We start from the raw sequence: 21,716 nt of genomic DNA, 5'->3' as shown, positions 1-21,716 counted from the left end.
GCCAGCGCTTTGCCATCAAGCGCTGGCAGCTATTTTCATTTGAACCTTGCGTATCAGTTCCGGGTGGTCGGGGCGTCGGCCCGCGCCGTGCGGGCCAGCCAGTCGGTATCGGGCTCGGGGCGGCCGAACAGGTAGCCCTGGTACACGATGTCGGGCGCGCGCTGGCTCAGGAACTCGGCCTGGTCGCGGGTCTCCACGCCCTCGGCCACCACGCGCAGGCCGAAGTGGCGGGCCACCGCCAGGATGCCCTCCACCAGCACGCCATCGTCGGCATTGGTGGGCGCGTCGCGCACGAAGGAGCGGTCGATCTTGATCTCCTGGATGGGCAGGCGCTTGAGGTAGGCCAGCGACGAGTAGCCCGTGCCGAAGTCGTCCAGCGACATGTCCACCCCCAGCGCCGCGAGCTGCCCCATCTTGGCCACGGCGTCATCGAAATCATCGATCACCAGGCCCTCGGTCACCTCCAGCGTCAACAGCCGCGGGTCGGCGCCCGTGGCCGCCAGCACCGCGCGCAGCTGCGGCACGAAACCCGCCTGCCGGAACTGCCGCGCGCTCAGGTTGACCGACAGCCGCAGGCGGCGCTCCTGGAACACCGGCCCCGCCAGCAGCGCGCAGGCGTGCGTGAGCACCCAGTTGCCCAGGCTCACGATGAGGTCCGATTCCTCGGCCACGGGGATGAAGACGCCTGGCGGCACCAGGCCGTCGCGCGGATGCTGCCAGCGCACCAGCACCTCGGCGCCGGTGAGCTGGCCCTGCACGTCCACCTGCGACTGCAGGTACAGGCGCAGCTCGTCCGCCCCGATGGCCTGGCGCAGCTCGCGCTCCACGCGAAAGCGCTGCTCGGCCGCCTCGCCCATGCCCTGCTCGAAGAAGGCCGCGCGCCCGCCGCCCGCCTGCTTGGCGCGGTGCAGCGCGGTGCCCGCGCGGCGCAGGGCGTCGTGCGCGACGTCGTTGGCGCTCTGCGGGTAGAGCGTGATGCCCACGCTGGCGCCCAGTTGCGCCTCCTCGGCATCGTTGTCCTGCAGGCGCAGCGGCCGCAGCAGCGCCGACTGCAGTTTTTCCGCGAAGGCCAGCGCATGCCGGCCCGCGAGCGAGGCGTCCGCGCCCAGGCCATGCAGCACCACGGCAAATTCATCGCCCGCCACGCGCACGAGCAGGCCCTGGGGGGGCAGGATCTCGGACAGGCGCAGCGCCACCGCGCACAGCAGGCGGTCGCCCATCTCGCTGCCGCGCGCATCGTTGAAGGTGGTGAAACGGTCCAGGTCGAGCAGCAGCAGCGCATGCTGGGTGCTGGGTGCCCGGCCCGGGCGCCCCTGCAGCGCGGACAGCCGCTCCACCAGCGTGAAGCGGTTGGGCAGGCTGGTGAGGCTGTCGAAGTGCGCCAGGCGGTGGATCTCCTGCGCCGCGTGCTTGCGCTCGGTGACGTCCTGCTTGAGCTCCACGTAGTGGCTGATGTGCCCGTCGGGCTGGCGGATCGGCGCCACCACCACGGCCTCGGCGATCTCGGCACCGTCCTTGCGGCGGTTGAGCTGCTCGCCCGCCCAGTTCTCGCCGCGCGCCAGCGTGTCGCGCAGCCCCTGGCGCTGGGCGGGCGCCATGCCGTTGCTGGACACCAGCGCGGAGGGCTGGCCCAGCACTTCGCCGCGCGCGTACCCGGTGCGCGCGAGGAAGGCGGCGTTGACGTATTCGACGCGCCCCTGCAGGTCGGTGATGACAATGCTCTCGGGGCTTTGCTCCACCGCGCGCTGCAGCTTGCGCAGCTCGGCATCGATGGTGGCCAGGTTCACGGCGGTGCGCTGTGCCTCCTGCACGCGGCGCAGATAGCTGCGGCGCGACAGCAGGGTGGCCGCCGCCGTGACCGCCAGGATTCCGCTCAGGTAGGCGACATAGGCCAGCCGGTTGCCATAGCGCGCCGCGGGCAGCCAGCCCCGCAGGTCGGCCCAGACGAAGAACAGGAACAGCACGCCCGTGGCACCGGTCAGCACCAGGGTGGGCCGCGCGCCGAGGATCCAGCCGGCGAACACGATCAGCACGGGAAAGTTGAGCAGGTTGGGGCCCCGCAGGCCCCCGTTGGTCGCGGCCACGATGGCGACCACGCCCCAGACGCCCCAGATCAGCACCAGTGCCGCCTGGTGCCAGCGCCGCAGGCGCCCCAGCAGCACCGCCACGCCCCCCATCGCGCCCGCGCCCAGGTTGAGCAGCACGTGGGTCCACGACAGGGGCCGGTCCAGCAGCAGCAGGGCGGCGATGACGGTGCCCGTGACCATGACCGTCCAGGAGCCAGCCCGCACCAATTGCTCGGTGGTGGCATCGTCTCGTTCGGAAGGCGAGGAAGGGACAGCAGCGGGCATTGGTTTCAGGCGGTAACAGCCAGGCTGGCATGGTAACGCGATACCCCGCGGCCACCGAGCCTGCCGTGCGCGCCCACCGCCCGGGATGCCCTGGCCGGCGCCCGCGGCCCCGGGCGCGGGGCCTACTCGGCGTCGCCGGACGCCGGTTCGCGCACGCCCGAACCCTTGCCCTTGGCCTTGGCGCGCGCGTCCTTGCGGGCCTGGCGCCTGGCGTCCTCGGCCAGCCCGGCGGCCCGCCAGGCCTCGAACTCCTGCGGGGTTTCCAGCGTGATGCGGCCCAGGATCGCGGTGCGGAAATCGGTCATCACGATCTCGGCCGTCTTTTGCAGGTTCACGCGGCCGCCGCCCAGCATGGCGCCGCGCTTGCGGCCGATGGCCTCGAGCAGTTCGTCGTCCTGCATCGTGGCCATGGCGCCGGCTGGCAGGCCCAGCTTGTAGCGTGCCTCCAGCAGCGGGGCGTAGTGCTGCTGCAGGCGGCGCAGCAGCTCCAGCGCCACCAGTTCCTCGTCGAAGGCATTGCGGCCTACCGCGCCGCTGGCGGCCAGGTTGTAGCCGCTTTCGGGCACGATGATGCGCGGCCACAGCATGCCGGGCGTGTCCCACAGGTAGAAGTCGTCGGCCAGCGTGATGCGCTGCTCCAGCTTGGTGATGCCGGCCTCGTCGCCGGTCTTGGCCTGGCGCTTGTTGGAGAGGGTGTTGATCAGCGTGGACTTGCCCACGTTGGGCACGCCACAGATGAGCACGCGCATGGGCTTGGCCATGCCGCCCCGGTTGGGCGACAGCAGGTGGCAGGCGTCGATGAGCTTGCGCGTGGGGGCCGGGTCGGACGCATCGAGCGGCAAGGCGCGCGTGTCGCTCTGGGCGTTGTACCAGTCCACCCACAAGGCCGTGCGTGCCGGGTCGGCCACGTCCTGCTTGTTGAGCACCTTGAGCGTGGGCTTGTGGCCCGTGATCTCGGCCAGCAGCGGGTTGGCGCTGGAGCCGGGCAGGCGCGCGTCCAGCACCTCGATCACCACGTCAATGTCCTTGATGCGTTCGGTGATGGCTTTGCGGGTCAGGTGCATGTGACCGGGGAACCACTGGATGGCCATGCGGGGGTACTTTCTTCTGTATTTGAATCAATCCAAGGGTGGCAAGGATAATCGCGGTCTCATCTTTTCATGATCTGGCGCGTTTTTGCGCCGCCCTGCCCACCATGCCGCTGCCCACTCCGTCGCCCTCCAAGCCCACCGCCAGCAAGGCCGACAAGGAAGTGCTGTTCAAGGGCGTGACCTGCGCCCTGATCGGCCTGGTCATCCTGCTGGCGCCCCATGTGGCGCGCTCCACCAGCGTGCGCGATCTCATGAGCCAGGCGGCCCTGGTGGGCTGGTTCGCGCTGGTGCTGGGCATCGCGTTCGTGGCGCAGTACGGCATGCGGCGCGCCCGGGCCGGGCGCCGCCCACGATGACATCGAACACCGCCACCATCCCGGCCCGCGCTGTGGACGGTGCCTCCGCGCAGCGGATGTTCCAGTGGCTGCAGCAGCGCGCCACGGACGCGGGCATCGCCCTGCGCAACCCGCCTCCCGAGCCCACCACCTGCTGCGGCCGCGGCTGCAATGGCTGCGTGTGGGAGGGGTTTCTGGACGCCGCCGAGTACTGGCGGCAAGAGGCGCTGCTGCGGCTGGAGGGCTGAATTTCAAGCCAAATTGGCCTCTAGCGCTTGATGAATAAACGCTGGAAGCTATCAAATTCAGAGTACCGAACAACTCTGCCTTGTAGCAGACGTCGCCTCAAACTGGCGCTGCCCAAGGCCAGTGCCACCGTGGAACTGGCTCTGCCAGGCCACCGGTGGCGTCCCCCTTGGGGGAAGCGGCGCAGCCGCTCAAGGGGTCAATTCCTTCACCGACATGTACTGCTCGCGCCAGGCCTCGAACGGCAGCGTGTCCGCCGCCTCGATGGCCTTCTGCGCCGCGATCGACTCGTCGGCCATGGCCAGGTAGCGCGCCTGCTGCTCGGCCGTCCAGGGCAGGCCCAGCAAGGCGTCGCGCGCGGCGATGGACTGCTGGCGGGCAAAGGCTTCGAAGCTGTGGTGATGCTCCTGCACGATGCTGTCGAGCACGCGGGCCGATGGCGTGCGCCCGGGAGCGGACATCAGCGCTCGGGCGTCGCGCAGCGCGGCGCTGTAATCCTGGGTGCCGTGGGTGGCGTCCAGCGCGGCGGCCAGGGGCTCGCACGCGGCCAGCACCTCGGCGCCCCATTCGGTCAGCAGCACGCTCTGGCCGTTGCGCGAGAGCCGCAAGCCGGGCTCGCGGCCCCGCTCGGCCGTGAGGTGCTGGTTCTGCTTGAGTTCGGCGATCTCTTCGGGCGTGTCGGGCGGGCTGTCGGACAGCAGGCAGTGCAGCAAGAACACGTCCAGGAGCCGCATGGTGGGCGCCGTGATGCCCACGGGCACGAACGGGTCCAGGTCCATCAGGCGCACCTCGACGTATTCGACACCGCGTTCACGCAGCGCGTGCAGCGGGCGCTCGCCGGTGCGCACGGTGCGCTTGGGGCGGATGGTGCCGTAGAACTCGTTCTCGATCTGCAGCAGGCTGGTGCCCAGCTGGTTGTAGTCGCCACCCGGGTTGCGCACGCCCACGGTTTCGTAGGCCGGGTACGGCTTGGTGAGTGCTTCGTGCAGCGAGTTGGCGTAGCCCGTGAGGCCGTTGTAGCTCACGGCCAGCGTGGCCTGCGCGTCGCTCTGGTAACCCAGACGCCCCATGCGCAGCGAGGTGGCGTGCGGCAGGTACAGCGCGCTGCCGCCCTCCATCTGCTGCAGGCGGTGTTCGCGCCCTTCCACGAAACACGGGCACAGCGCGGGCGAGGCGCCGAACAGGTACAGCAGCACGAAGGCATGGCGGCGGAAGTTGCGGATCAGCGAGAAATACTGCTCGCTGTCCACGCCCGGCAGCGACCAGTTGTAGTGGATGCCCGAGATGGTCTGCATGCGCCGGCCATAGCGGTGGCCCAGGCCCATGCGGTACACGCTCTTGGCGCGCCCGATGTTGGAGCCGCCGTAGCGCCCGATGGGAATGGTCTCGTCGGTGGGCAGCCCGCAGGGCATGCTGGACGCCCACAGCAGCTCGCCGCCGCTGTTCTTCAGGGTGTGGTGCACGAACTGGTGCACCTCGGTCAGCTCATCCAGGCACTGCTGGACGCCCTTGTGGGCGCCGGTGATGAGTTCGAGCTGGGACTCGCTGTAGTCGGTGGTGATCAGGGGGTGCGTGAGGGCCGAGCCCAGCGCCAGCGGGTGCGGCGTGAGGGCCAGGCCATCGTGGGGCAGCACCCGCAGCCCCTCCTTTTCAATGCCGCGGCGAATCCCTCCCAGGGCCTGCGCCGGGTAGGCGGCCAGTCTCTCGTGCAATTTGCTCATATGTTTATACCGATCCGTCTTCTGTCGGCCCGGAACTTAGCACGGAGCAGGATTGCGCGTATGGACCTGGCTTAAACCCTCGCCGCCATGGCCTTGCTCACTTCATTGGTTCCCTGCGCCGCGCCACTTTGTGGTACTTGTTCGCCCGCGCGCCCCGTCGCTTCGGCCAGGCGGGCCGCCAGCTGCTCGGGAACGTCGGCGCCCAGCCCCAAGTGGATGCCCTGCGTGAGCGTGATGTGCGCGGCCTCGAACGTGCCCGCGCCCGCGCACAGGATGGTGCGCGTGGGCGCACTCTCGTGCGCCAGCACCAGCATGGCGGGCACCACGGCCTCGGGCTTCAGGGCGTCCAGCACCTCCTGGGGCATCAGGCCCTCGGTCATGCGCGTGGCGGCGGTGGGTGCCAGGGCGTTCACGTGGATGTGGTATCTGGCCCCCTCGATGGACAGGGTCTGCATCAGCCCCACCTGCGCCAGCTTGGCCGCGCCGTAGTTGGCCTGGCCGAAGTTGCCGTACAGGCCCGTGGACGACGTGGTCATCACGATGCGGCCGTACTGCTGGGCCACCATGTGCGGCCACACGGCCTTGCAGCAGTGGGCGGCGCCCATCAGGTGCACGTCCACCACCAGGCGGAAGTCGTCCATCTCCATCTTGGAAAACGACTTGTCGCGCAGGATGCCGGCGTTGTTCACCAGGATGTCCACCCGGCCCCAGGCGTCGATGGCCTGCTGCACCATGGCCTGCACGGCCGCGTAGTCGGTGACCGAGGCGCCGTTGGCGATCGCCTCGCCGCCGGCCGCGATGATCTCGTCGACCACGGCCTGCGCCGCGCCCACCGAACCACCCTTGCCGTCCACCGCGCCGCCCAGGTCATTGACCAGCACCTTGGCGCCCCGCGCCGCCAGGGCCAGTGCATGCTGGCGGCCCAGGCCGCCGCCAGCCCCCGTCACGATGGCCACGCGGCCCTTGAATTCGATGTCCATGCAAGGTTCTCCTGTTGTGTCTGTGAAAAAGTTGGCTGGCGCACGCGCGCCGCGCGTGGCACTGTAAGCCACGCGGCACGGGTGCATGGTTGCGCAGGCGACTCGGGCCCAGGGGCCCATGGCGCCCGCGCGCCACGCATGCCGCAGGCACGGCCCGGGCCGGCAGACGCCGCACCAGGGCCCGCGGGCGCCCCGGCGGCCTTGGCGTGCGTGCGCTGGCAGCGCCTCTCTTGCCATGCACAGCGCGGGAGAAAAGGGGGAAGCAACGGCGCCGCTCAGGGGGTCGCCGCTTCATGCATAGCGCACGGGCTGGCTGTAGCGTGGATCGCGGTGCCAGTCCCAGTAGGTCCGCACCAGCTGGCGCACCACCGGCCCCACGGCGCCATCGCCCACCGGCCGCCCGTCCACCCGGGTGACAGGCAGCACGCCCCCGCCCGAGGTGGACAGGAACACCTCGCGCGCACCGCGCAATTCGGCCGCCGGCAAGGCCCGCGCCTGCAGCGGCAGGCCCAGCGACGCCGCCATCTCGAGGACCGTGCGGCGCGTGATGCCTTCGAGCATGCCCTGGGCGGGCGTGGCGATGGTGCCCTGCGCATCCACGCAGAACACGTTGAAGCCCGGGCCTTCGACCACATGGCCTGCTCCGTCGGTGAGCACGACGGTGTCGCCCCCGGCGTCCAGCGCCCCCAGGAGCCCCATGGTGAGGTCGTTCCAGTGGTAGTTCTTGACGCGCGGGTCCACGCTGCTGGCGGGGATGCGCTGCACGTCGCTCACGATGAGGTTCAGGCCCCGCTCGCGCTGCGCCTCGTTGGCGATCCACACATAGGGCACGGCGAACGCGTAGAACTGGTTCACGGCCTGGCGCGGGTCGCGCGAACCCCAGGGCGGCTGGCCGCGCGTGACGATCATCTCCACATACGCATCGCGCAGGCCCGACAGGCGCACGCACTGCTCCAGCACCGCCGCGATCTCGGCGGGCGAGCGTCCCGGGTCGAGCCGCAGGCGCGCACAGCTGGCCAGGAACCGCTCCAGGTGCGCGTCGAGCCGGAAGAATGCGCCGTCCCAGACGGTGACCACGTCGTAGGTGGCGTCGGAGCGCAGAAACCCCCAGTCGGTCAGCGGAATCGCCGCGTCGCCAATGGGAACGTACTGGCCGCGCACGCAGGCGGCCCCCTGGGAATAATCGGGTAAGGTGCTCATGCCCGCATTCTGGCCAGCGCGGGCCGCCCCGCAAGGCCCGTGGGGCCATTGCTCGCACATTCATCGCGGTCACCGCTTGTCCGTCAAGCGCTGCGCGGCATTCAATTGAAAGGAAATACCATGAAAGCAGTCTGGAACGGCGTGGTCGTCGCCGAGAGCGACGACACCGTGGTGGTCGAAGGCAACCACTACTTTCCCGAAAGCGCGCTCAAGCGCGAGTTCTTCACCTTCAGCAACCACAAGACCACCTGCCACTGGAAGGGCCAGGCCAGCTACCTGTCGCTGCTGGTCAACGGCGAGATGAACACCGACGCCGCCTGGTTCTATGCCGATCCCAAGCCCGAGGCCGAAGAAATCCGGGGCCGCGTGGCGTTCTGGAAGGGCGTGAAGGTCGCCGCCTGACCAGGAGGCCAGGGTTATCCCTGCCAGCGCTGGACAATCATGTGGATAAGTTTTGGCAAGTCCTGTATGGCAGCGCCAAGTGCTTGATTCATAAGGCCAAGGCCTGCGACGCCTCTTTTTTAGGCAATCGATCCCGCACTGGCTCCGGTTATCCCAGCCCGCACTGGACAATCATGTGGATAAGTTTGGAGAAGTCTTGTATGACATCCTTAAGTGATTGATTTATAAGAAATATCCTTGCATTGCCCAAAAAAGCGGCAACCACGCCCAGGGATTCCGCGCACCGCGCCCAGCCCCTTGCCACCCCCCAGTCCGCCCCGGTTATCCCTGCCCGCACTGGACAATCATGTGGATAACCCTGGACAAGCCTTGTATGGCGGGGGTAAGTGCCTGATTTACAAGGAATATCCTTGCACCGCTTAAAAAACAGGCACTGCCCCGCCACGCGCCGGCTGGGATACAGTTCCCATCGGCGCCCCCTGCATAGCTACATTTTTAATAGCAGCCAGCGCCCGCCAGTCCAGCGCGCATGAGCAAAATCATCCCATGTCCCACCCTCCGCTCCCGCACAGTCCCGCCGCCGAACGCAACCAGGGCCCCATCCTGGCGGTGCTGCAGTCCCTGCTGGCGCCGGAAGGCGCGGCACTGGAGATCGCCAGCGGCACGGGCCAGCACGCGGCGCACTTTGCCGCCGCCCTGCCCGGCTGGAGCTGGCAGCCCACCGACCTGCAGGGAACGCACTTCGGCGCCATCGCCGGCTGGGCCGCGCACACGGGCGCGCGCAACGTGCGCACACCCGTGGCGCTCGACGTGCTCCAGCCCGCCTGGCCCGCCGATGGCCCGGCGTTCAGCCAGCCGTTCGACCTGATCTACTGCGCCAACATGCTGCACATCGCGCCCTGGGCGTGCTGCGCGGGCCTGATGCGCGGGGCGACCCGCCACCTGGCGCCAGGCGGCCTGCTGGTCACCTACGGCCCGTACCTGGAAGACGGCGTGCCCACCGCCGCGGGCAACCTGGCGTTTGACGCCAGCCTGCGCGCCCAGGACGCCACCTGGGGCATCCGCCGCATCGACGACGTGGCCGCCGTGGCGGCCGGGGCCGGGCTGCGGCTGGCGGCCCGCCATGCGATGCCCGCCAACAACCTCCTGCTGGTGTGGACACGCGCCACCCCCGCCCCCGACGCCCACCCCGACACCACGCACCACCCATGAGCACCCCACCCAACACCGCGCCCTTCTTCATCGCCACGGTAGAGCCCGGCGGCCAGCAATGCGACGCCTGGCCCGAGCAGCCGCTGCTGCTGTCGCTGGAACAGGGCGGCATCGACTGGCCCAGCTCCTGCCGCAACGGCACCTGCCGCACCTGCATGGGCCAGCTGGCCGAGGGCACCGTGCGCTACGCCATCGAATGGCCGGGCCTCACGGCCGAAGAAAAAGACGAAGGCTGCGTGCTGCCCTGCGTGGCCTATCCCACATCGGACGTGGTGCTGCAGGGCAGCATGGTCTGAAGCCCCTCGCAGCCGCGCCGCACCGCCCGACGGCAGGGCGGCGCCGGCAAGGGGCGCCCCCGTCTGGGGAGCCTGCCCAACCCACGGGGAACTGATTTGCATCAGCCCCGGGGCGCCCCACCGGGCACGGCGCGGCCCGGTGCACTAAAATCCCATCCTTCTGGGGCAATATGCCCCTTTGACGAGCGGCAGCGCCGCATCGCATGTTCTTTGGGCGGTTTCTTGGGGGTGCGCACAGCGTGGCGGCCTCCGGCCACGGGGACCTGCGCTGCGGCACCACCGCCAGCGGTCCCCTCAGAAAGCCCAGCCTTCCATGAACTCCCCCCTCACTCCCGTGCCGATCTCGCCCGTCGAGGACATCGTGGCCGAGATGCGCGCCGGCCGCATCGTCATCCTCGTGGATGAAGAAGACCGCGAAAACGAAGGCGACCTCGTCCTGGCCGCCGACCATGTGACGGCCGAGGCCATCAACTTCATGGCCCGCTTCGGCCGGGGCCTGATCTGCCTCACGCTCTCACGCGAACGCTGCGAACGCCTGCGCCTGCCGCCCATGGTGGCCAGCAACGGCACCAAGATGGGCACGGCCTTCACCGTATCGATCGAGGCGGCCGAGGGCGTGACCACCGGCATCTCGGCCGCCGACCGCGCCCGCACCGTGCAGGCCGCCGTGGCCCCCAACGCCGTGGCCGCCGACCTGGTGCAGCCCGGCCACATCTTCCCGCTGCAGGCCGTCGAAGGCGGCGTGCTCATGCGCGCGGGCCACACCGAGGCCGGCTGCGACCTGGCCGTGATGGCCGGCTGCAGCCCCGCCGCCGTGATCTGCGAGATCATGAAGGACGACGGCACCATGGCCCGCCTGCCCGACCTGCAGCTCTTCGCGGCCGAGCACGGCCTGAAGATCGGCACCATCGCCGACCTGATCGAGCACCGCAGCCGCACCGAATCGCTGGTCGAGAAGGTGGGCACGCGCGTGCTGCAGACGGCCTTTGGCGCCTTCACCGCCCACGCCTTCCGCGACAAGCCCAGCCAGGCCGTGCACCTGGCCCTCGTCAAGGGACAGTGGGGCGCCGACGACGTGGTGCCCGTGCGCGTGCACGAACCGCTGTCGGTGCTGGACGCACTGGAAGTCAACCGCTCCATGCACTCGTGGAGCCTGGACACCAGCCTGCAATACCTGTCCGAACAGGGCAAGGGCGTGGCGGTGCTGCTCAACTGCGGCGAGACCGCCGGCCAGCTGCTCTCGCAGTTCGAGGGCACGGCCCGCGCGGCGCAGGCCCCCGAGCGCGGCCGCATGGACCTGCGCACCTACGGCGTGGGCGCGCAGATCCTGCGTGAATGCGGCGTGCACAAGATGGCGCTCATGGGCCAGCCACGCCGCATGCCCAGCATGATGGGCTACGGCCTCGAAATCACCGGCTTCATTCCGAAAGAGTAAAAAACATGTTTGGCGCAGAAAAAGGACCAGCGGACAAGCTGGACGGCAAGAAGCTGCACATCGGCATCGTGCAGGCCCGCTTCAACGAAAGCATCACCAATACCCTGGCCGCGGCCTGCCGTGCCGAGCTTCTGAACCTGGGCGTGCAGGAAAAGAACATCCGGCACGTGCTCGTGCCCGGCGCCCTCGAGGTGCCCGTGGCCCTGCAGGCCATGGCCGAAAGCGATGAGTACGACGCGCTGATCGCCCTGGGCTGCATCATCCGCGGTGAAACCTATCACTTCGAACTGGTGGCCAACGAATCCGGCGCGGGCGTCACGCGCCTGTCGCTGGACTACCAGATCCCGATTGCCAACGCCATCATCACCACCGAGAACCTCGATCAGGCGGTGGCCCGCCAGACCGAAAAGGGCACCGATGCAGCCCGCGTGGCGGTGGAAATGGCCAACCTGCTGGACGACCTGTCATGAGCGAAAACACCCCCACGCCCTCCTCGGCGCGCCCTCCCAAGCAGGGCCGCACCGGGCTCAAGTCCACGGGCACGCGCAAGGCCGCCTCCAAGTCCAACCGCAGCCGCGCGCGCGAGTTCGCGCTGCAGGCGCTCTACCAGCACTTGGTGGGCGGCAACGACGCCCACGCCATCGACGCGTTCACGCGCGACCTGGCCGGTTTTCACAAGGCGGACTCGGTGCACTACGACGCCCTGCTGCACGGCTGCATCGCCACCGCCGCCGACATGGACCTGCTCATCACCCCGCTGCTGGACCGCAAGATGGCCGAAATCTCGCCCATCGAGCACGCCACGATGTGGATCGGCGTGTACGAGTTCCAGCACTGCCTGGACGTGCCCTGGCGCGTGGTGCTCAACGAGTGCATCGAACTGGCCAAGGAATTTGGCGGAACCGACGGCCACAAGTATGTGAATGCCGTGCTCAACGGCCTGGCCCCCCAGCTGCGCGCGCTGGAAGTGGCGGCGGACAAGGCTGGCGGCGCGGCGGCCGCCCCCACCGCCCCCCCATCCGGGGCATCCGCTGACGGCGCCTGAGCTCCCGGGCGCGCCGGGCCGCCACGGAGCGGCGGCGGGCGCGCCCCCATTCCCCCTTCCATTTCAAACGACACCCGGCCAGCACGGGCAGGACGCCTTTCCATGAAGTTTTCCACGCGCGCCGAGCGCATCGAACCGTTCTATGTGATGGAGGTGGCCAAGGCCGCGCAGGCCCTGGCGCGCGAAGTGGCGGGCACGCGCGAGCCGATGATCTTCCTGAACATCGGCGAGCCGGACTTCACAGCGCCGCCGCTGGTGCAGGAGGCCGCGATGCGCGCCGTGCACGGCGGCGCGACCCAGTACACCAACGCCCTCGGCCTGGATGCGCTGCGCGAACGCATCAGCGGCTGGTACCAGGGCCGCTTTGGCGTGAACGTGCCCGCGCGCCGCATCGTGGTGACGGCCGGCGCCTCGGCCGCGCTGCAGCTGGCGTGCCTGGCGCTCATCGAATCGGGCGACGAGATCCTGATGCCCGATCCCAGCTACCCGTGCAACCGCCACTTCGTGAGCGCGGCCGAGGGCAAGGCCGTGCTCGTGCCCACCACGGCCGCCGAGCGTTACCAGCTCAGCGCCGACAAGGTGCGCGCCGCCTGGGGCGAAAAAACCCGGGGTGTCCTGCTCGCATCGCCATCGAATCCCACGGGCACCTCCATCGCCCCCGGCGAGCTGCGCCGCATCCACGACGTGGTGCGCGCGCACGATGGCATCACCCTGATCGACGAGATCTACCTGGGCCTGTCGTACGAGGAAGAGTTTGGCCACACGGCCCTGGCCATCGACGACAACATCATCAGCATCAACAGCTTCAGCAAGTACTTCAACATGACGGGCTGGCGCCTGGGCTGGATGGTGGTCCCCGAGGCCATGGTGCCCGTGGTCGAGCGCCTCGCGCAAAACCTGTTCATCTGCGCGAGCACCGTGTCGCAGCATGCCGCGCTGGCGTGCTTCGAGTCCGAGAGCATCGCCGAGTACGAACGCCGCCGCGCCGAGTTCAAGGCCCGGCGCGACTTCTTCATCCCCGCGCTGCAATCGCTGGGCCTTTCCGTGCCCGTGATGCCAGACGGCGCCTTCTACGCCTGGGCCGACTGCACGCAGGCCGCACAGCGCCTGGGCGTGAACGGCAGCTGGGACTTCGCGTTTGAGCTGATGCGCCGCGCCCACATCGCGGTGACGCCGGGGCGTGACTTCGGCACGGCAGAGCCCGAGCGCTTCATCCGCTTCTCCACCGCGAACTCCATGGCCCAGCTGCAGGAATCGGTGGAACGGCTGCGCAGGCTCCTCGGGTGACACCATGGGCTTTGAGTTCCCCATCCGCGTCTACTGGGAGGACACCGATGCCGGCGGCATCGTGTTCTATGCCAACTACCTCAAGTTCTTCGAGCGCGCCCGGACCGAATGGCTGCGCTCGCTGGGCGTGGGCCAGCAGCGATTGCGGGAACAAACCGGCGGCATGTTTGTCGTAACCGATGCGCAGCTGCGCTACCACCGGCCCGCCCGGCTGGACGATGAACTGATTGTTACCGCCGCCCTGCAGGCCCCAGGCCGCGCATCGTTGACAATAGTGCAGCAGGCGCTCCTGAAACCAGAGCAGATGACCGAACAGCCTCCCCTGTTGCTGACCGAAGGCACCATCCGCATCGGATGGGTCGATGCCGCGACGATGCGCCCTGCAAGAATACCGAGCACCCTCCTGGAACAACTCTCACCATGAACTCCCAAAACATGTCCATCATCTCCCTGGTGCTGCACGCCAGCTGGGTGGTGCAACTCGTGATGCTGCTGCTCCTGGGCGTGTCGGTCGCCAGCTGGGCGGCCATCTTCCGCAAGCTGTTTTCCTTGAAGCGCGTGAAGACGCTCAACGACGACTTCGAACGCGAGTTCTGGTCGGGCACCAGCCTCAACGACCTGTACGCCAGCGCCGCGCAGAACGCCAAGCAGGCCGGCCCCATGGAACGCATCTTCGCCAGCGGCATGCGCGAGTACCAGAAGCTGCGCGAGCGCCGCATCGTGGACCCCGGCACCCTGCTCGACGGCGCACGCCGCGCCATGCGCGCGAGCTTCCAGCGCGAGATGGACGTGGTCGAATCCAGCCTATCGTTCCTGGCCTCGGTGGGCTCGGTCTCGCCGTACGTGGGCCTGTTCGGCACGGTGTGGGGCATCATGCATGCGTTCACCGGCTTCGCCGGCATGGAGCAGGTCACGCTGGCCACCGTGGCGCCGGGCATCGCCGAAGCCCTGGTGGCCACCGCCATCGGCCTGTTCGCCGCCATCCCGGCCGTGATCGCCTACAACCGCTTCGCGCGCGACATCGACCGCGTGGCCACGCACCAGGAGACCTTCATCGAGGAGTTCTCCAACATCCTGCAGCGCAACCTGGGCGCGCACCCGGCGGCCCCCGCCCCATCGGCCTCCGGCCACTAACCGCAGGAGCGCCACACCATGCCCGCCATGGCATCCCGCGGCCGAGGCCGCCGCACCATCAACGAGATCAACATGGTCCCGTTCATCGACGTGATGCTGGTGCTGCTCATCATCTTCATGGTGACGGCCCCCATGCTCACGCCCGGCGTGGTCGACGTGCCCAGCGTGGGCAAGGGCAAGAACATGCCCAAGGTGGTGGCCCAGGTCATCGTCAACAAGGACGGCTCGCTCCAGTTCAAGACCCCCGAGGCCACGCGCAGCCTGAGCCAGCGCGAGATCGGCGATGCCGCCAGCCGCTGGCAGAAGGCCCAGGGCGCGGACAGCGCGAGCGCGGTGGTCATCAGCGCCGACAAGGGTGTGCAGTACGAAAACGTGGTGAAGGCGATGGACGCCCTGCAGAAGGCGGGCGTGCAACGGGTGGGCCTGTCCGTCAAGCAGGGCGGCTGAACCGAAACCGCGCTCCGCACTCTCACCGCCCATGCACGCCCACACCGACCGCGACCAGTTTGCCCCGCCCCGCCCGCCGGCACGCCTGCGCGCCATCACGCTGGCGGTGCTGGTGCACGCGGTGCTGATCGGCGCGCTGACCTGGGGCGTGAACTGGAAGAGCAGCGCCGACCAGCCCGCGGTGGAGGCCGAGCTCTGGGCCGCCGTGCCCCAGCAGGCCGCGCCCCGTGCCGTGGAGCCCCCGCCACCGCCGCCCGCTCCCCCCGAAGTCCGCACCCCCACGCCGCCGCCACCACCGCCACCGCCCCGCGCGGTGGAACCGCCGGACACGCGCGAGGCCGACATCGCCATCGAGCGTGAAAAGAAGCGCCTGGAACAGGAAAAAAAGGCCCGCGAACAGCAGCAGGAGCGTGAAAAGCGCGAACGTGAACGCAAGGAAGACGAGCGCCGCGACCGCCTGGAGCAGGAGAAGAAGGAACGCCTGCAAAAGGAAAAGGAAAAAGAGCAGCGTGAAAAGCAGCTGGCCGAGCAGAAGAAGGCCGAGCAGGACAAGCAAAAGAAGCTGGCCGAAGACAAGCGCAAGGCGGAAGAAGCCACCAAGCGCAGGACAGAGGCCGAGGAAAAGCAGCTGGCCAAGCAGCGCGAGGACAACCTGCGGCGCATGCAGGGCCTGGCGGGCGCCACCGGCAGCGAAAATGCCACCGGCACCGCGCAGCGCAGCGCCGGCCCCTCGGGCAGCTACGGCGGCAAGGTGGCGGCCAAGGTCAAGCCCAACATCGTGTACCCCGATGCGATCTCGGGCAACCCGCGCGCGGAGGTGGAGGTGCGCCTGTCGCCCGATGGCACCATCGTCGGCAAGCGCCTCGTGCAGTCCAGCGGCAACAAGGCCTGGGACGAAGCCGTGCTGCGCGCGCTGGACAAGACCGAGACCCTGCCGCGCGACGTGGATGGACGCGTGCCGCCTTCCCTGACCATCGGTTTCAGGCCGCAGGACTGAGCCCCCAAAACAAAGCGCCCGGTACTTCCGGGCGCTTTTTCTTTTGCTTTTTGACCTCCAGCGCTTGATGGGTAAGCGCCAGAAGCTATCTATTCGATAGCAAAATACCCGCCGTTGCTACCGGTCGCGCCGCTCCATGCGGCGGTTCAGATTGAGGGCACCCAATGTGCAGGCCACGCCGGACAGCAAATACACCGTCACCGCCAGCAGCCCGAATTGGGAGGACAGGTACAGGGCCACGAGGGGCGCGAAGGCGGCGCCAATGATCCAGGCCAGGTCGGCCGACAAGGCGGCGCCCGTGTAGCGGTACTGGGGCGAGAAATTGGCAGTCACCGTGCCAGAAGCCTGGCCGTACGACAGGCCCAGCAGCACGAAGCCCAGCAGCAGGAACATGGTGCTGCCCACCTCGCCGGAGTTGAGCAACACCGGCGCCATGAAGCTGAACACGCCAATCATCACCGCCATGCCGCCCAGCAGCTTGCGGCGGCCCAGGTGGTCCGACAGCCAGCCCGACACCATGATGGCCCCCGCCGCCAGGAAGGCGCCCACGATCTGCACCCCCAGAATCTGCGTGACGGGTTGTTCCGAGTACAGCGTGATCCACGACAGCGGGAACACCGTGACCAGATGGAACAGCGCAAAACTCGCCAGCGCGGCGAAAGCACCCAAAAGCACATTGCTGCCTTCGTCGCGCACCACGCGGCTCACGGGCACGGGTTGCAGTTCGCGCTCCTGCAGCAGTTCGGCGTACGACTGGCCCACCACGAGGCGCAGGCGGGCGAACAAGGCCACCACGTTCACCGCGAACGCCACGAAGAACGGATAGCGCCAGCCCCAGGCCAGGAATTCCTCGACGGTGAGGCTGCTGTACAGATAGGCAAACAGGCCCGCGGCCAAGACAAACCCCAGCGGCGCGCCCAGCTGCCCGATCATGGCGTACCAGCCCCGGCGGTGCCGGGGGGCGGACATCGCCAGCAGCGACGGCAGGCCGTCCCACGAGCCGCCGAGCGCCAGCCCCTGGCCGATGCGCAGGATCAGCAGCGCCACGATGGCGGTCATGCCCACGTCCTTGTAACCCGGCAGGAAGGCCATGGCCACCGTGCACACCCCCAGCAGGAACAGCGCGATGGTCAGCTTCGTGCCCCGCCCCCAGCGCCGCTGGATGGCCATGGAAATGGCCGTGCCCACGGGCCGCACCACGAACGCCACGGCCAGCAGCGCAAAGGCGGCGAGCGTGCCATCCAGGCGCGACATGAAGGGAAACAGAAACGACGGGAACACCAGCACGCAGGCGATCCCGAAAACGAAGAAGTCGAAATACTCGGACGACCGCCCGATGATCACGCCCACGGCGATTTCGCTGGGAGTGACATCTTCATGCGTGTCCGCCCGGGAGAGAGAGGCTGGGCTTTCTTCGAAGCCGGCCGCGGGGTAGGTGGCAGAGGCGGGGCTGCTCATGAACAGGACTCCTTGTCGTTGTCGGAAAAAACCAGGACGGCTGGGCTCGTCCGCCTGATTTTCAGTGATCGCGCTGCCCGCAAAGGCACCGGGTACCTAGGTTTTACCCGCAAGCCTGCCCCGGGACAAGTACGCCTGGGCCAGGGCGCCGTGCAGGACAACGCCGGCTCTGCCCCCATGCCCTGGATGGGGGGCAACAACCTTTGACCCTGGACAAAATGTCCAATGGACAAAAAAGCTAGCGATATTACATTCTGCGGTATCCCGACATCCGCGTTTACCCTCGAATCAACGCCTTGGTAGCGCCTTTCACATGTTCAAACTTCCTCACTTTCGCGGGCCTGCCTGGCTCGCCGCCGCTGCTGCCCTGGGCGGCCTGGCCGGCTGCAGCAAGGCGGTGGTCCTCAACCCGGCGGGCGACATCGCGGCCCAGCAGGGCCACATGGTCATCCAGGCCACCTTGCTGATGCTCATCATCATCGTGCCGGTGATCGCCCTCACCCTGTGGTTTGCCTGGAAGTACCGCCAGAACAACACCGCCAACACCGAGGAAGACTACGACCCCGACTGGCACCATTCCACCACCCTGGAGCTGGTGATCTGGACGGTGCCGCTCATGATCATCATCGCCCTGGGCGCGCTGACCTGGATCGGCACGCACAAGCTCGACCCGTACCGTCCGCTGGACCGCATCTCGGCCACCAAGCCCCTGGACACGCAATCCACCCCCATGGAAGTGCAGGTGGTGGCCATGGACTGGAAGTGGCTGTTCCTGTATCCCGAGCTGGGCATCGCCACGGTCAATGAACTGGCGGCGCCGGTGGACCGGCCCATTCTCCTGAAGCTCACGGCCACGTCCACCATGAACGCTTTCTACGTGCCCGACCTCGCCGGCATGATCTACGCGATGCCCGGCATGCAGACCGAGCTGAACGCCGTGATCAACCAGCCCGGCGTGTTCCACGGCATGGCGTCACACTACAGCGGCTCGGGCTTTTCGGGCATGACCTTCAAGTTCCACGGCCTGGTCCAGGGCGACTTCGAGCAGTGGGTCGCCAGGGCCCGGTCCGAGGGCAAGCCCCTGACCCGCCAGGCCTACATGGCCCTGGCCAAGCCCAGCGAACGCGACCCCGTGCAGCGCTTTGCCAGCGTGGAAGAAGGCCTGTACGACAAGGTGCTCAACCGCTGCGTCGAGGACGGCAAGATGTGCATGCACCACATGATGGCCATCGACGAGAACGGTGGCGATGCCTACGTGCGCGCCATGGGCCTGAACCTGCCCCAGGACGTGTGCACCTCGCAGAACGCCGCCCAGGTGGTGGCCGCCCTCGAGTCGCGCCACGCCATTTCCACCCGCAGCACCGCCGCCCAATGACCCGCCCCAGCCCCGCCCTGCCGGCCGCCGGCGCCCACGCCCAAGAAGACTGACCGCCATGTCCTCCTCACCTGTTACCGCACCCCACTGGGCCCTGGGCCGCATCACCTGGGATTCCATACCGATGGCGCACGAGCCCATCGTGCTCTGGACCTTTGTCGCCACCGTGCTGGGTGGGCTGGCCGTGATGGCCGCCATCACTAGGTTCCGCCTGTGGGGCACCCTGTGGCGCGACTGGATCTGCAGCATCGACCACAAGAAGATCGGGATCATGTACATGATCCTGGGCGTGGTGATGCTGCTGCGCGGCTTTGCCGACGCCGTGATGATGCGCCTGCAGCAGGCCATGGCCTTTGGCGACAACATGGGCTACCTGCCGCCGCACCACTACGACCAGATCTTCACCGCCCACGGCGTGATCATGATCTTCTTCGTGGCCATGCCGCTGGTCACGGGCCTGATGAACTACCTCGTGCCGCTGCAGATCGGCGCACGCGACGTGTCGTTCCCGTTCCTCAACAACTTCAGCTTCTGGATGACCACGGCCGGCGCCGTGCTGGTGATGGTGTCGCTGTTCCTGGGCGAGTTCTCCACCTCCGGCTGGCTGGCCCTGTCCAACCTCGGCGCGCAGGACCCCGGCGTGGGGCTGGACTACTACATCTGGGCGCTGCAGATCGCGGGGGTGGGCACCACGCTCTCGGGCATCAACCTGATCGTCACCATCATCAAGATGCGCGCGCCGGGGATGAACCTGATGAGGATGCCCGTCTTCACCTGGACGGCCCTGTGCACCAACGCGCTGATCGTGGCCTCGTTCCCGGTGCTCACGGCCGCGCTCGTGCTGATGTCGCTGGACCGCTATGCCGGCACCAACTTCTTCACGAACGACCTGGGCGGCAACGCCATGCTGTACGTGAACCTGATCTGGATCTGGGGCCACCCCGAGGTGTACATCCTGATCCTGCCGTGCTTCGGCATCTTCTCCGAAGTGGTGGCCACGTTCTGCAGGAAGCGCCTGTTCGGCTACACCTCCATGGTGTATGCCACGGTGGTGATCACCATCCTGTCGTACCTGGTGTGGCTGCACCACTTCTTCACCATGGGCTCGGGAGCGAGCGTGAACACGTTCTTCGGCATCACGACGATGATCATCTCGATCCCCACGGGCGCGAAGATCTTCAACTGGCTGTTCACCATGTACAAGGGCCGCATCCGCTTCGAGCTGCCCATGATGTGGACCGTGGCCTTCATGGTGACGTTCGCCATCGGCGGCATGACCGGCGTGCTGCTGGCCGTGCCACCGGCCGACTTCGTGCTGCACAACAGCCTGTTCCTGATCGCCCACTTCCACAACGTGATCATCGGGGGCGTGCTGTTCGGCCTGTTCGCGGGCATCAACTACTGGTACCCCAAGGCCTTCGGCTACAAGCTGGACCGCACCTGGGGCGTGCGCTCCTTCTGGCTGTGGGTGGTGGGCTTCTGGGTGGCGTTCGGCCCGCTGTACGTGCTGGGCCTGATGGGTGTCACGCGCCGTGCCAACCATTTCGAAGACCCGTCCCTGCAGATCTGGTTCGTGATCGCAGCCGTCGGCGCGGCCATGATCGCGGCCGGCATTGCCTGCTTCCTGATCCAGATCGTGGTGAGCTACCTGAAGCGCGAAGAGCTGCGCGACCACACGGGCGACCCGTGGGACGCGCGCACGCTGGAATGGGCCACGTCCTCGCCCCCGCCCGACTACAACTTCGCATTCACGCCCGTGGTGCACGAGATTGACGCGTGGTGGGACATGAAGAAGCATGGCTACCGGCGTCCCCTCGCCGGTTTCCAGCCCATCCACATGCCTGCCAATACCGGATCGGGCGCCGTGATCTCGGCCCTGTCCCTGGTGCTGGGCTTCGCATTGATCTGGCACATGTGGCTGCTCGCGGGCGTGTCGTTCGCGGCCGTGGTCCTGGCGGCCATCATCCACACGTTCAACTACCAGCGCGACTTCCACATCCCGGCCTCCACCGTGGCCAAGACGGAAAACCACCGCACCCAACAACTGCGTGCCAGCCATGTCTGATATCCGATACACCCCCGGCGCGGCAGGCGCCGCCAGCGCGGCGCTCGCGCCGCGCGACTACCACCTGGCGCACGAGCCCCATCCCGAGAACGGCACGGCCCTGGGCTTCTGGCTCTACCTGATGAGCGACTGCCTCATCTTCGCCGCCCTGTTCGCCACCTACGGCGTGCTCGGCCGCAGCTACGCGGCCGGCCCCACCGGCGCGCGGCTGTTCGACCTGACGCTGGTGGCCATCAACACGGCCTTCCTGCTGCTGTCGTCCATCACCTTCGGCTTCGCCATGCTGCGCAAGCAGCTGGGCGACGCCAAGGGCACGCTGCTGTGGCTGGCCGTGACGGGCTTCTTCGGCCTGTGCTTCCTGGGCCTCGAACTCTATGAGTTCGCCCACCTGATCCACCAGGGCGCCACGCCCCAGCGCAGCGCCTTCCTGTCGGCCTTCTTCACGCTGGTGGGCACCCACGGCCTGCACGTGACCTTCGGCCTCGTATGGCTGGTGGTGCTGATGGTGCAGATCGGCAAGCATGGCCTGATCCATGAAAACAAGCGCCGCCTGATGTGCCTGTCGATGTTCTGGCACTTTCTGGACGTGGTCTGGATCGGCGTCTTCACCTTTGTGTACCTGATGGGGGTGCTGTAACC

22 protein-coding genes are annotated in these 21,716 nt (G+C 67.9%); 16 read left to right on the top strand and 6 right to left on the bottom strand.

The genetic code is table 11. The annotated features are described in order from the left end of the window. Positions 1-53: 53 nt before the first annotated feature. On the bottom strand, positions 54-2,351 hold the full coding sequence (locus AC07OC_RS05605) for a putative bifunctional diguanylate cyclase/phosphodiesterase (RefSeq protein ID WP_255591338.1): 2,298 nt from the start codon (positions 2,349-2,351) through the stop codon (positions 54-56). Positions 2,352-2,473: 122 nt separating this feature from the next. After that, the gene (gene ylqF, locus AC07OC_RS05600) at positions 2,474-3,442 is read right to left on the bottom strand and encodes a ribosome biogenesis GTPase YlqF (RefSeq protein ID WP_218293965.1); all 969 of its coding nucleotides are present in this window, start codon (positions 3,440-3,442) and stop codon (positions 2,474-2,476) included. Positions 3,443-3,546: 104 nt separating this feature from the next. Between ylqF and AC07OC_RS05595 the strand changes: the two genes are divergently transcribed. Both AC07OC_RS05595 and AC07OC_RS05590 read left to right on the top strand, forming a co-directional pair. Beyond that, the gene (locus tag AC07OC_RS05595; protein ID WP_218340694.1) at positions 3,547-3,798 is read left to right on the top strand and encodes a hypothetical protein; all 252 of its coding nucleotides are present in this window, start codon (positions 3,547-3,549) and stop codon (positions 3,796-3,798) included. Continuing rightward, positions 3,795-4,025 (top strand): oxidoreductase-like domain-containing protein, encoded by a 231-nt coding sequence (locus AC07OC_RS05590; protein ID WP_218340693.1) that lies wholly within the window; start codon positions 3,795-3,797, stop codon positions 4,023-4,025. The genes AC07OC_RS05595 and AC07OC_RS05590 overlap by 4 nt, the downstream gene beginning before the upstream one ends. 189 nt (positions 4,026-4,214) lie before the next feature. Here AC07OC_RS05590 and gshA read toward each other — a convergent pair whose 3' ends face one another. The 3 genes from gshA to AC07OC_RS05575 form a co-directional block, all read right to left on the bottom strand. Beyond that, on the bottom strand, positions 4,215-5,744 hold the full coding sequence (gshA, locus tag AC07OC_RS05585; protein WP_218340692.1) for a glutamate--cysteine ligase: 1,530 nt from the start codon (positions 5,742-5,744) through the stop codon (positions 4,215-4,217). Between the two features lie 71 nt (positions 5,745-5,815). Then, positions 5,816-6,724: an SDR family NAD(P)-dependent oxidoreductase gene (locus AC07OC_RS05580; RefSeq protein WP_218340691.1), complete on the bottom strand. Its 909-nt coding sequence runs from the start codon at positions 6,722-6,724 to the stop codon at positions 5,816-5,818. Between the two features lie 291 nt (positions 6,725-7,015). Beyond that, complete coding sequence (locus AC07OC_RS05575; RefSeq protein WP_218293961.1) at positions 7,016-7,924, bottom strand: aminotransferase class IV; 909 nt, start codon at positions 7,922-7,924, stop codon at positions 7,016-7,018. A gap of 120 nt (positions 7,925-8,044) precedes the next feature. On the opposite strand from AC07OC_RS05575, the gene AC07OC_RS05570 reads away from it, so the two are divergent. The 11 genes from AC07OC_RS05570 (at position 8,045) to tolA (ending at position 16,179) form a co-directional block, all read left to right on the top strand. Next, positions 8,045-8,326 (top strand): DUF427 domain-containing protein, encoded by a 282-nt coding sequence (locus AC07OC_RS05570; protein WP_218293960.1) that lies wholly within the window; start codon positions 8,045-8,047, stop codon positions 8,324-8,326. Positions 8,327-8,872: 546 nt separating this feature from the next. Beyond that, positions 8,873-9,538, top strand: a complete 666-nt coding sequence (locus AC07OC_RS05565) for a DUF938 domain-containing protein (RefSeq protein WP_494600483.1) — start codon at positions 8,873-8,875, stop codon at positions 9,536-9,538. Further along, positions 9,535-9,834, top strand: coding sequence for a 2Fe-2S iron-sulfur cluster-binding protein (locus AC07OC_RS05560; RefSeq protein ID WP_218293958.1), 300 nt, complete (start codon positions 9,535-9,537; stop codon positions 9,832-9,834). Before AC07OC_RS05565 ends, AC07OC_RS05560 begins: the two co-directional genes overlap by 4 nt. Positions 9,835-10,147: 313 nt before the next feature. Next, positions 10,148-11,269, top strand: a complete 1,122-nt coding sequence (ribBA, locus tag AC07OC_RS05555; protein ID WP_218293957.1) for a bifunctional 3,4-dihydroxy-2-butanone-4-phosphate synthase/GTP cyclohydrolase II — start codon at positions 10,148-10,150, stop codon at positions 11,267-11,269. A gap of 5 nt (positions 11,270-11,274) precedes the next feature. Next, a complete protein-coding gene (gene ribH / locus AC07OC_RS05550) occupies positions 11,275-11,739 on the top strand; it encodes a 6,7-dimethyl-8-ribityllumazine synthase (RefSeq protein ID WP_494600482.1) in 465 nt (154 codons plus the stop codon). Continuing rightward, positions 11,736-12,314: a transcription antitermination factor NusB gene (gene nusB, locus AC07OC_RS05545; RefSeq protein WP_218293955.1), complete on the top strand. Its 579-nt coding sequence runs from the start codon at positions 11,736-11,738 to the stop codon at positions 12,312-12,314. Before ribH ends, nusB begins: the two co-directional genes overlap by 4 nt. Before the next feature lie 102 nt (positions 12,315-12,416). After that, positions 12,417-13,601, top strand: a complete 1,185-nt coding sequence (locus AC07OC_RS05540) for a pyridoxal phosphate-dependent aminotransferase (protein ID WP_218340686.1) — start codon at positions 12,417-12,419, stop codon at positions 13,599-13,601. Positions 13,602-13,605: 4 nt separating this feature from the next. Then, on the top strand, positions 13,606-14,025 hold the full coding sequence (ybgC, locus tag AC07OC_RS05535; protein WP_218340685.1) for a tol-pal system-associated acyl-CoA thioesterase: 420 nt from the start codon (positions 13,606-13,608) through the stop codon (positions 14,023-14,025). Beyond that, positions 14,022-14,735, top strand: a complete 714-nt coding sequence (gene tolQ / locus AC07OC_RS05530; protein WP_218293952.1) for a protein TolQ — start codon at positions 14,022-14,024, stop codon at positions 14,733-14,735. The genes ybgC and tolQ overlap by 4 nt, the downstream gene beginning before the upstream one ends. A gap of 18 nt (positions 14,736-14,753) precedes the next feature. Then, the gene (locus AC07OC_RS05525) at positions 14,754-15,182 is read left to right on the top strand and encodes an ExbD/TolR family protein (RefSeq protein WP_056170151.1); all 429 of its coding nucleotides are present in this window, start codon (positions 14,754-14,756) and stop codon (positions 15,180-15,182) included. Positions 15,183-15,213: 31 nt separating this feature from the next. Beyond that, complete coding sequence (gene tolA, locus AC07OC_RS05520; RefSeq protein ID WP_218340684.1) at positions 15,214-16,179, top strand: cell envelope integrity protein TolA; 966 nt, start codon at positions 15,214-15,216, stop codon at positions 16,177-16,179. Positions 16,180-16,296: 117 nt separating this feature from the next. Here tolA and AC07OC_RS05515 read toward each other — a convergent pair whose 3' ends face one another. After that, the gene (locus tag AC07OC_RS05515; protein ID WP_494594590.1) at positions 16,297-17,637 is read right to left on the bottom strand and encodes an MFS transporter; all 1,341 of its coding nucleotides are present in this window, start codon (positions 17,635-17,637) and stop codon (positions 16,297-16,299) included. Between the two features lie 313 nt (positions 17,638-17,950). Here AC07OC_RS05515 and cyoA point away from each other — a divergent pair, with 313 nt between their 5' ends. Genes cyoA through cyoC form a run of 3 tightly spaced genes read left to right on the top strand, consistent with a single transcriptional unit; the run spans position 17,951 to position 21,714 of the window. Next, a complete protein-coding gene (cyoA, locus tag AC07OC_RS05510) occupies positions 17,951-19,012 on the top strand; it encodes a ubiquinol oxidase subunit II (RefSeq protein ID WP_218293949.1) in 1,062 nt (353 codons plus the stop codon). A gap of 58 nt (positions 19,013-19,070) precedes the next feature. Further along, positions 19,071-21,077 carry a cytochrome o ubiquinol oxidase subunit I gene (gene cyoB / locus AC07OC_RS05505; RefSeq protein WP_494594588.1) on the top strand — a complete coding sequence of 669 codons (2,007 nt, stop codon included), beginning with the start codon at positions 19,071-19,073 and terminating at the stop codon, positions 21,075-21,077. Continuing rightward, positions 21,070-21,714 (top strand): cytochrome o ubiquinol oxidase subunit III, encoded by a 645-nt coding sequence (cyoC, locus tag AC07OC_RS05500; protein ID WP_494600481.1) that lies wholly within the window; start codon positions 21,070-21,072, stop codon positions 21,712-21,714. Before cyoB ends, cyoC begins: the two co-directional genes overlap by 8 nt. Positions 21,715-21,716: the final 2 nt, after the last annotated feature.

Source organism: Acidovorax sp. GW821-FHT10E04, from assembly GCF_059415185.1.
Note: the sequence above shows the minus strand (reverse complement) of the source record. Positions and strands in the feature narration are given on the sequence as shown.

Bases quoted from the DNA above. Each gene is read 5' to 3' on its own strand.
- AC07OC_RS05605 (WP_255591338.1), bottom strand. From the start codon at position 2,351: ATGCCCGCTGCTGTCCCTTCCTCGCCTTCCGAACGAGACGATGCCACC.
- ylqF (WP_218293965.1), bottom strand. From the start codon at position 3,442: ATGGCCATCCAGTGGTTCCCCGGTCACATGCACCTGACCCGCAAAGCC.
- AC07OC_RS05595 (WP_218340694.1), top strand. From the start codon at position 3,547: ATGCCGCTGCCCACTCCGTCGCCCTCCAAGCCCACCGCCAGCAAGGCC.
- AC07OC_RS05590 (WP_218340693.1), top strand. From the start codon at position 3,795: ATGACATCGAACACCGCCACCATCCCGGCCCGCGCTGTGGACGGTGCC.
- gshA (WP_218340692.1), bottom strand. From the start codon at position 5,744: ATGAGCAAATTGCACGAGAGACTGGCCGCCTACCCGGCGCAGGCCCTG.
- AC07OC_RS05580 (WP_218340691.1), bottom strand. From the start codon at position 6,724: ATGGACATCGAATTCAAGGGCCGCGTGGCCATCGTGACGGGGGCTGGC.
- AC07OC_RS05575 (WP_218293961.1), bottom strand. From the start codon at position 7,924: ATGAGCACCTTACCCGATTATTCCCAGGGGGCCGCCTGCGTGCGCGGC.
- AC07OC_RS05570 (WP_218293960.1), top strand. From the start codon at position 8,045: ATGAAAGCAGTCTGGAACGGCGTGGTCGTCGCCGAGAGCGACGACACC.
- AC07OC_RS05565 (WP_494600483.1), top strand. From the start codon at position 8,873: ATGTCCCACCCTCCGCTCCCGCACAGTCCCGCCGCCGAACGCAACCAG.
- AC07OC_RS05560 (WP_218293958.1), top strand. From the start codon at position 9,535: ATGAGCACCCCACCCAACACCGCGCCCTTCTTCATCGCCACGGTAGAG.
- ribBA (WP_218293957.1), top strand. From the start codon at position 10,148: ATGAACTCCCCCCTCACTCCCGTGCCGATCTCGCCCGTCGAGGACATC.
- ribH (WP_494600482.1), top strand. From the start codon at position 11,275: ATGTTTGGCGCAGAAAAAGGACCAGCGGACAAGCTGGACGGCAAGAAG.
- nusB (WP_218293955.1), top strand. From the start codon at position 11,736: ATGAGCGAAAACACCCCCACGCCCTCCTCGGCGCGCCCTCCCAAGCAG.
- AC07OC_RS05540 (WP_218340686.1), top strand. From the start codon at position 12,417: ATGAAGTTTTCCACGCGCGCCGAGCGCATCGAACCGTTCTATGTGATG.
- ybgC (WP_218340685.1), top strand. From the start codon at position 13,606: ATGGGCTTTGAGTTCCCCATCCGCGTCTACTGGGAGGACACCGATGCC.
- tolQ (WP_218293952.1), top strand. From the start codon at position 14,022: ATGAACTCCCAAAACATGTCCATCATCTCCCTGGTGCTGCACGCCAGC.
- AC07OC_RS05525 (WP_056170151.1), top strand. From the start codon at position 14,754: ATGCCCGCCATGGCATCCCGCGGCCGAGGCCGCCGCACCATCAACGAG.
- tolA (WP_218340684.1), top strand. From the start codon at position 15,214: ATGCACGCCCACACCGACCGCGACCAGTTTGCCCCGCCCCGCCCGCCG.
- AC07OC_RS05515 (WP_494594590.1), bottom strand. From the start codon at position 17,637: ATGAGCAGCCCCGCCTCTGCCACCTACCCCGCGGCCGGCTTCGAAGAA.
- cyoA (WP_218293949.1), top strand. From the start codon at position 17,951: ATGTTCAAACTTCCTCACTTTCGCGGGCCTGCCTGGCTCGCCGCCGCT.
- cyoB (WP_494594588.1), top strand. From the start codon at position 19,071: ATGTCCTCCTCACCTGTTACCGCACCCCACTGGGCCCTGGGCCGCATC.
- cyoC (WP_494600481.1), top strand. From the start codon at position 21,070: ATGTCTGATATCCGATACACCCCCGGCGCGGCAGGCGCCGCCAGCGCG.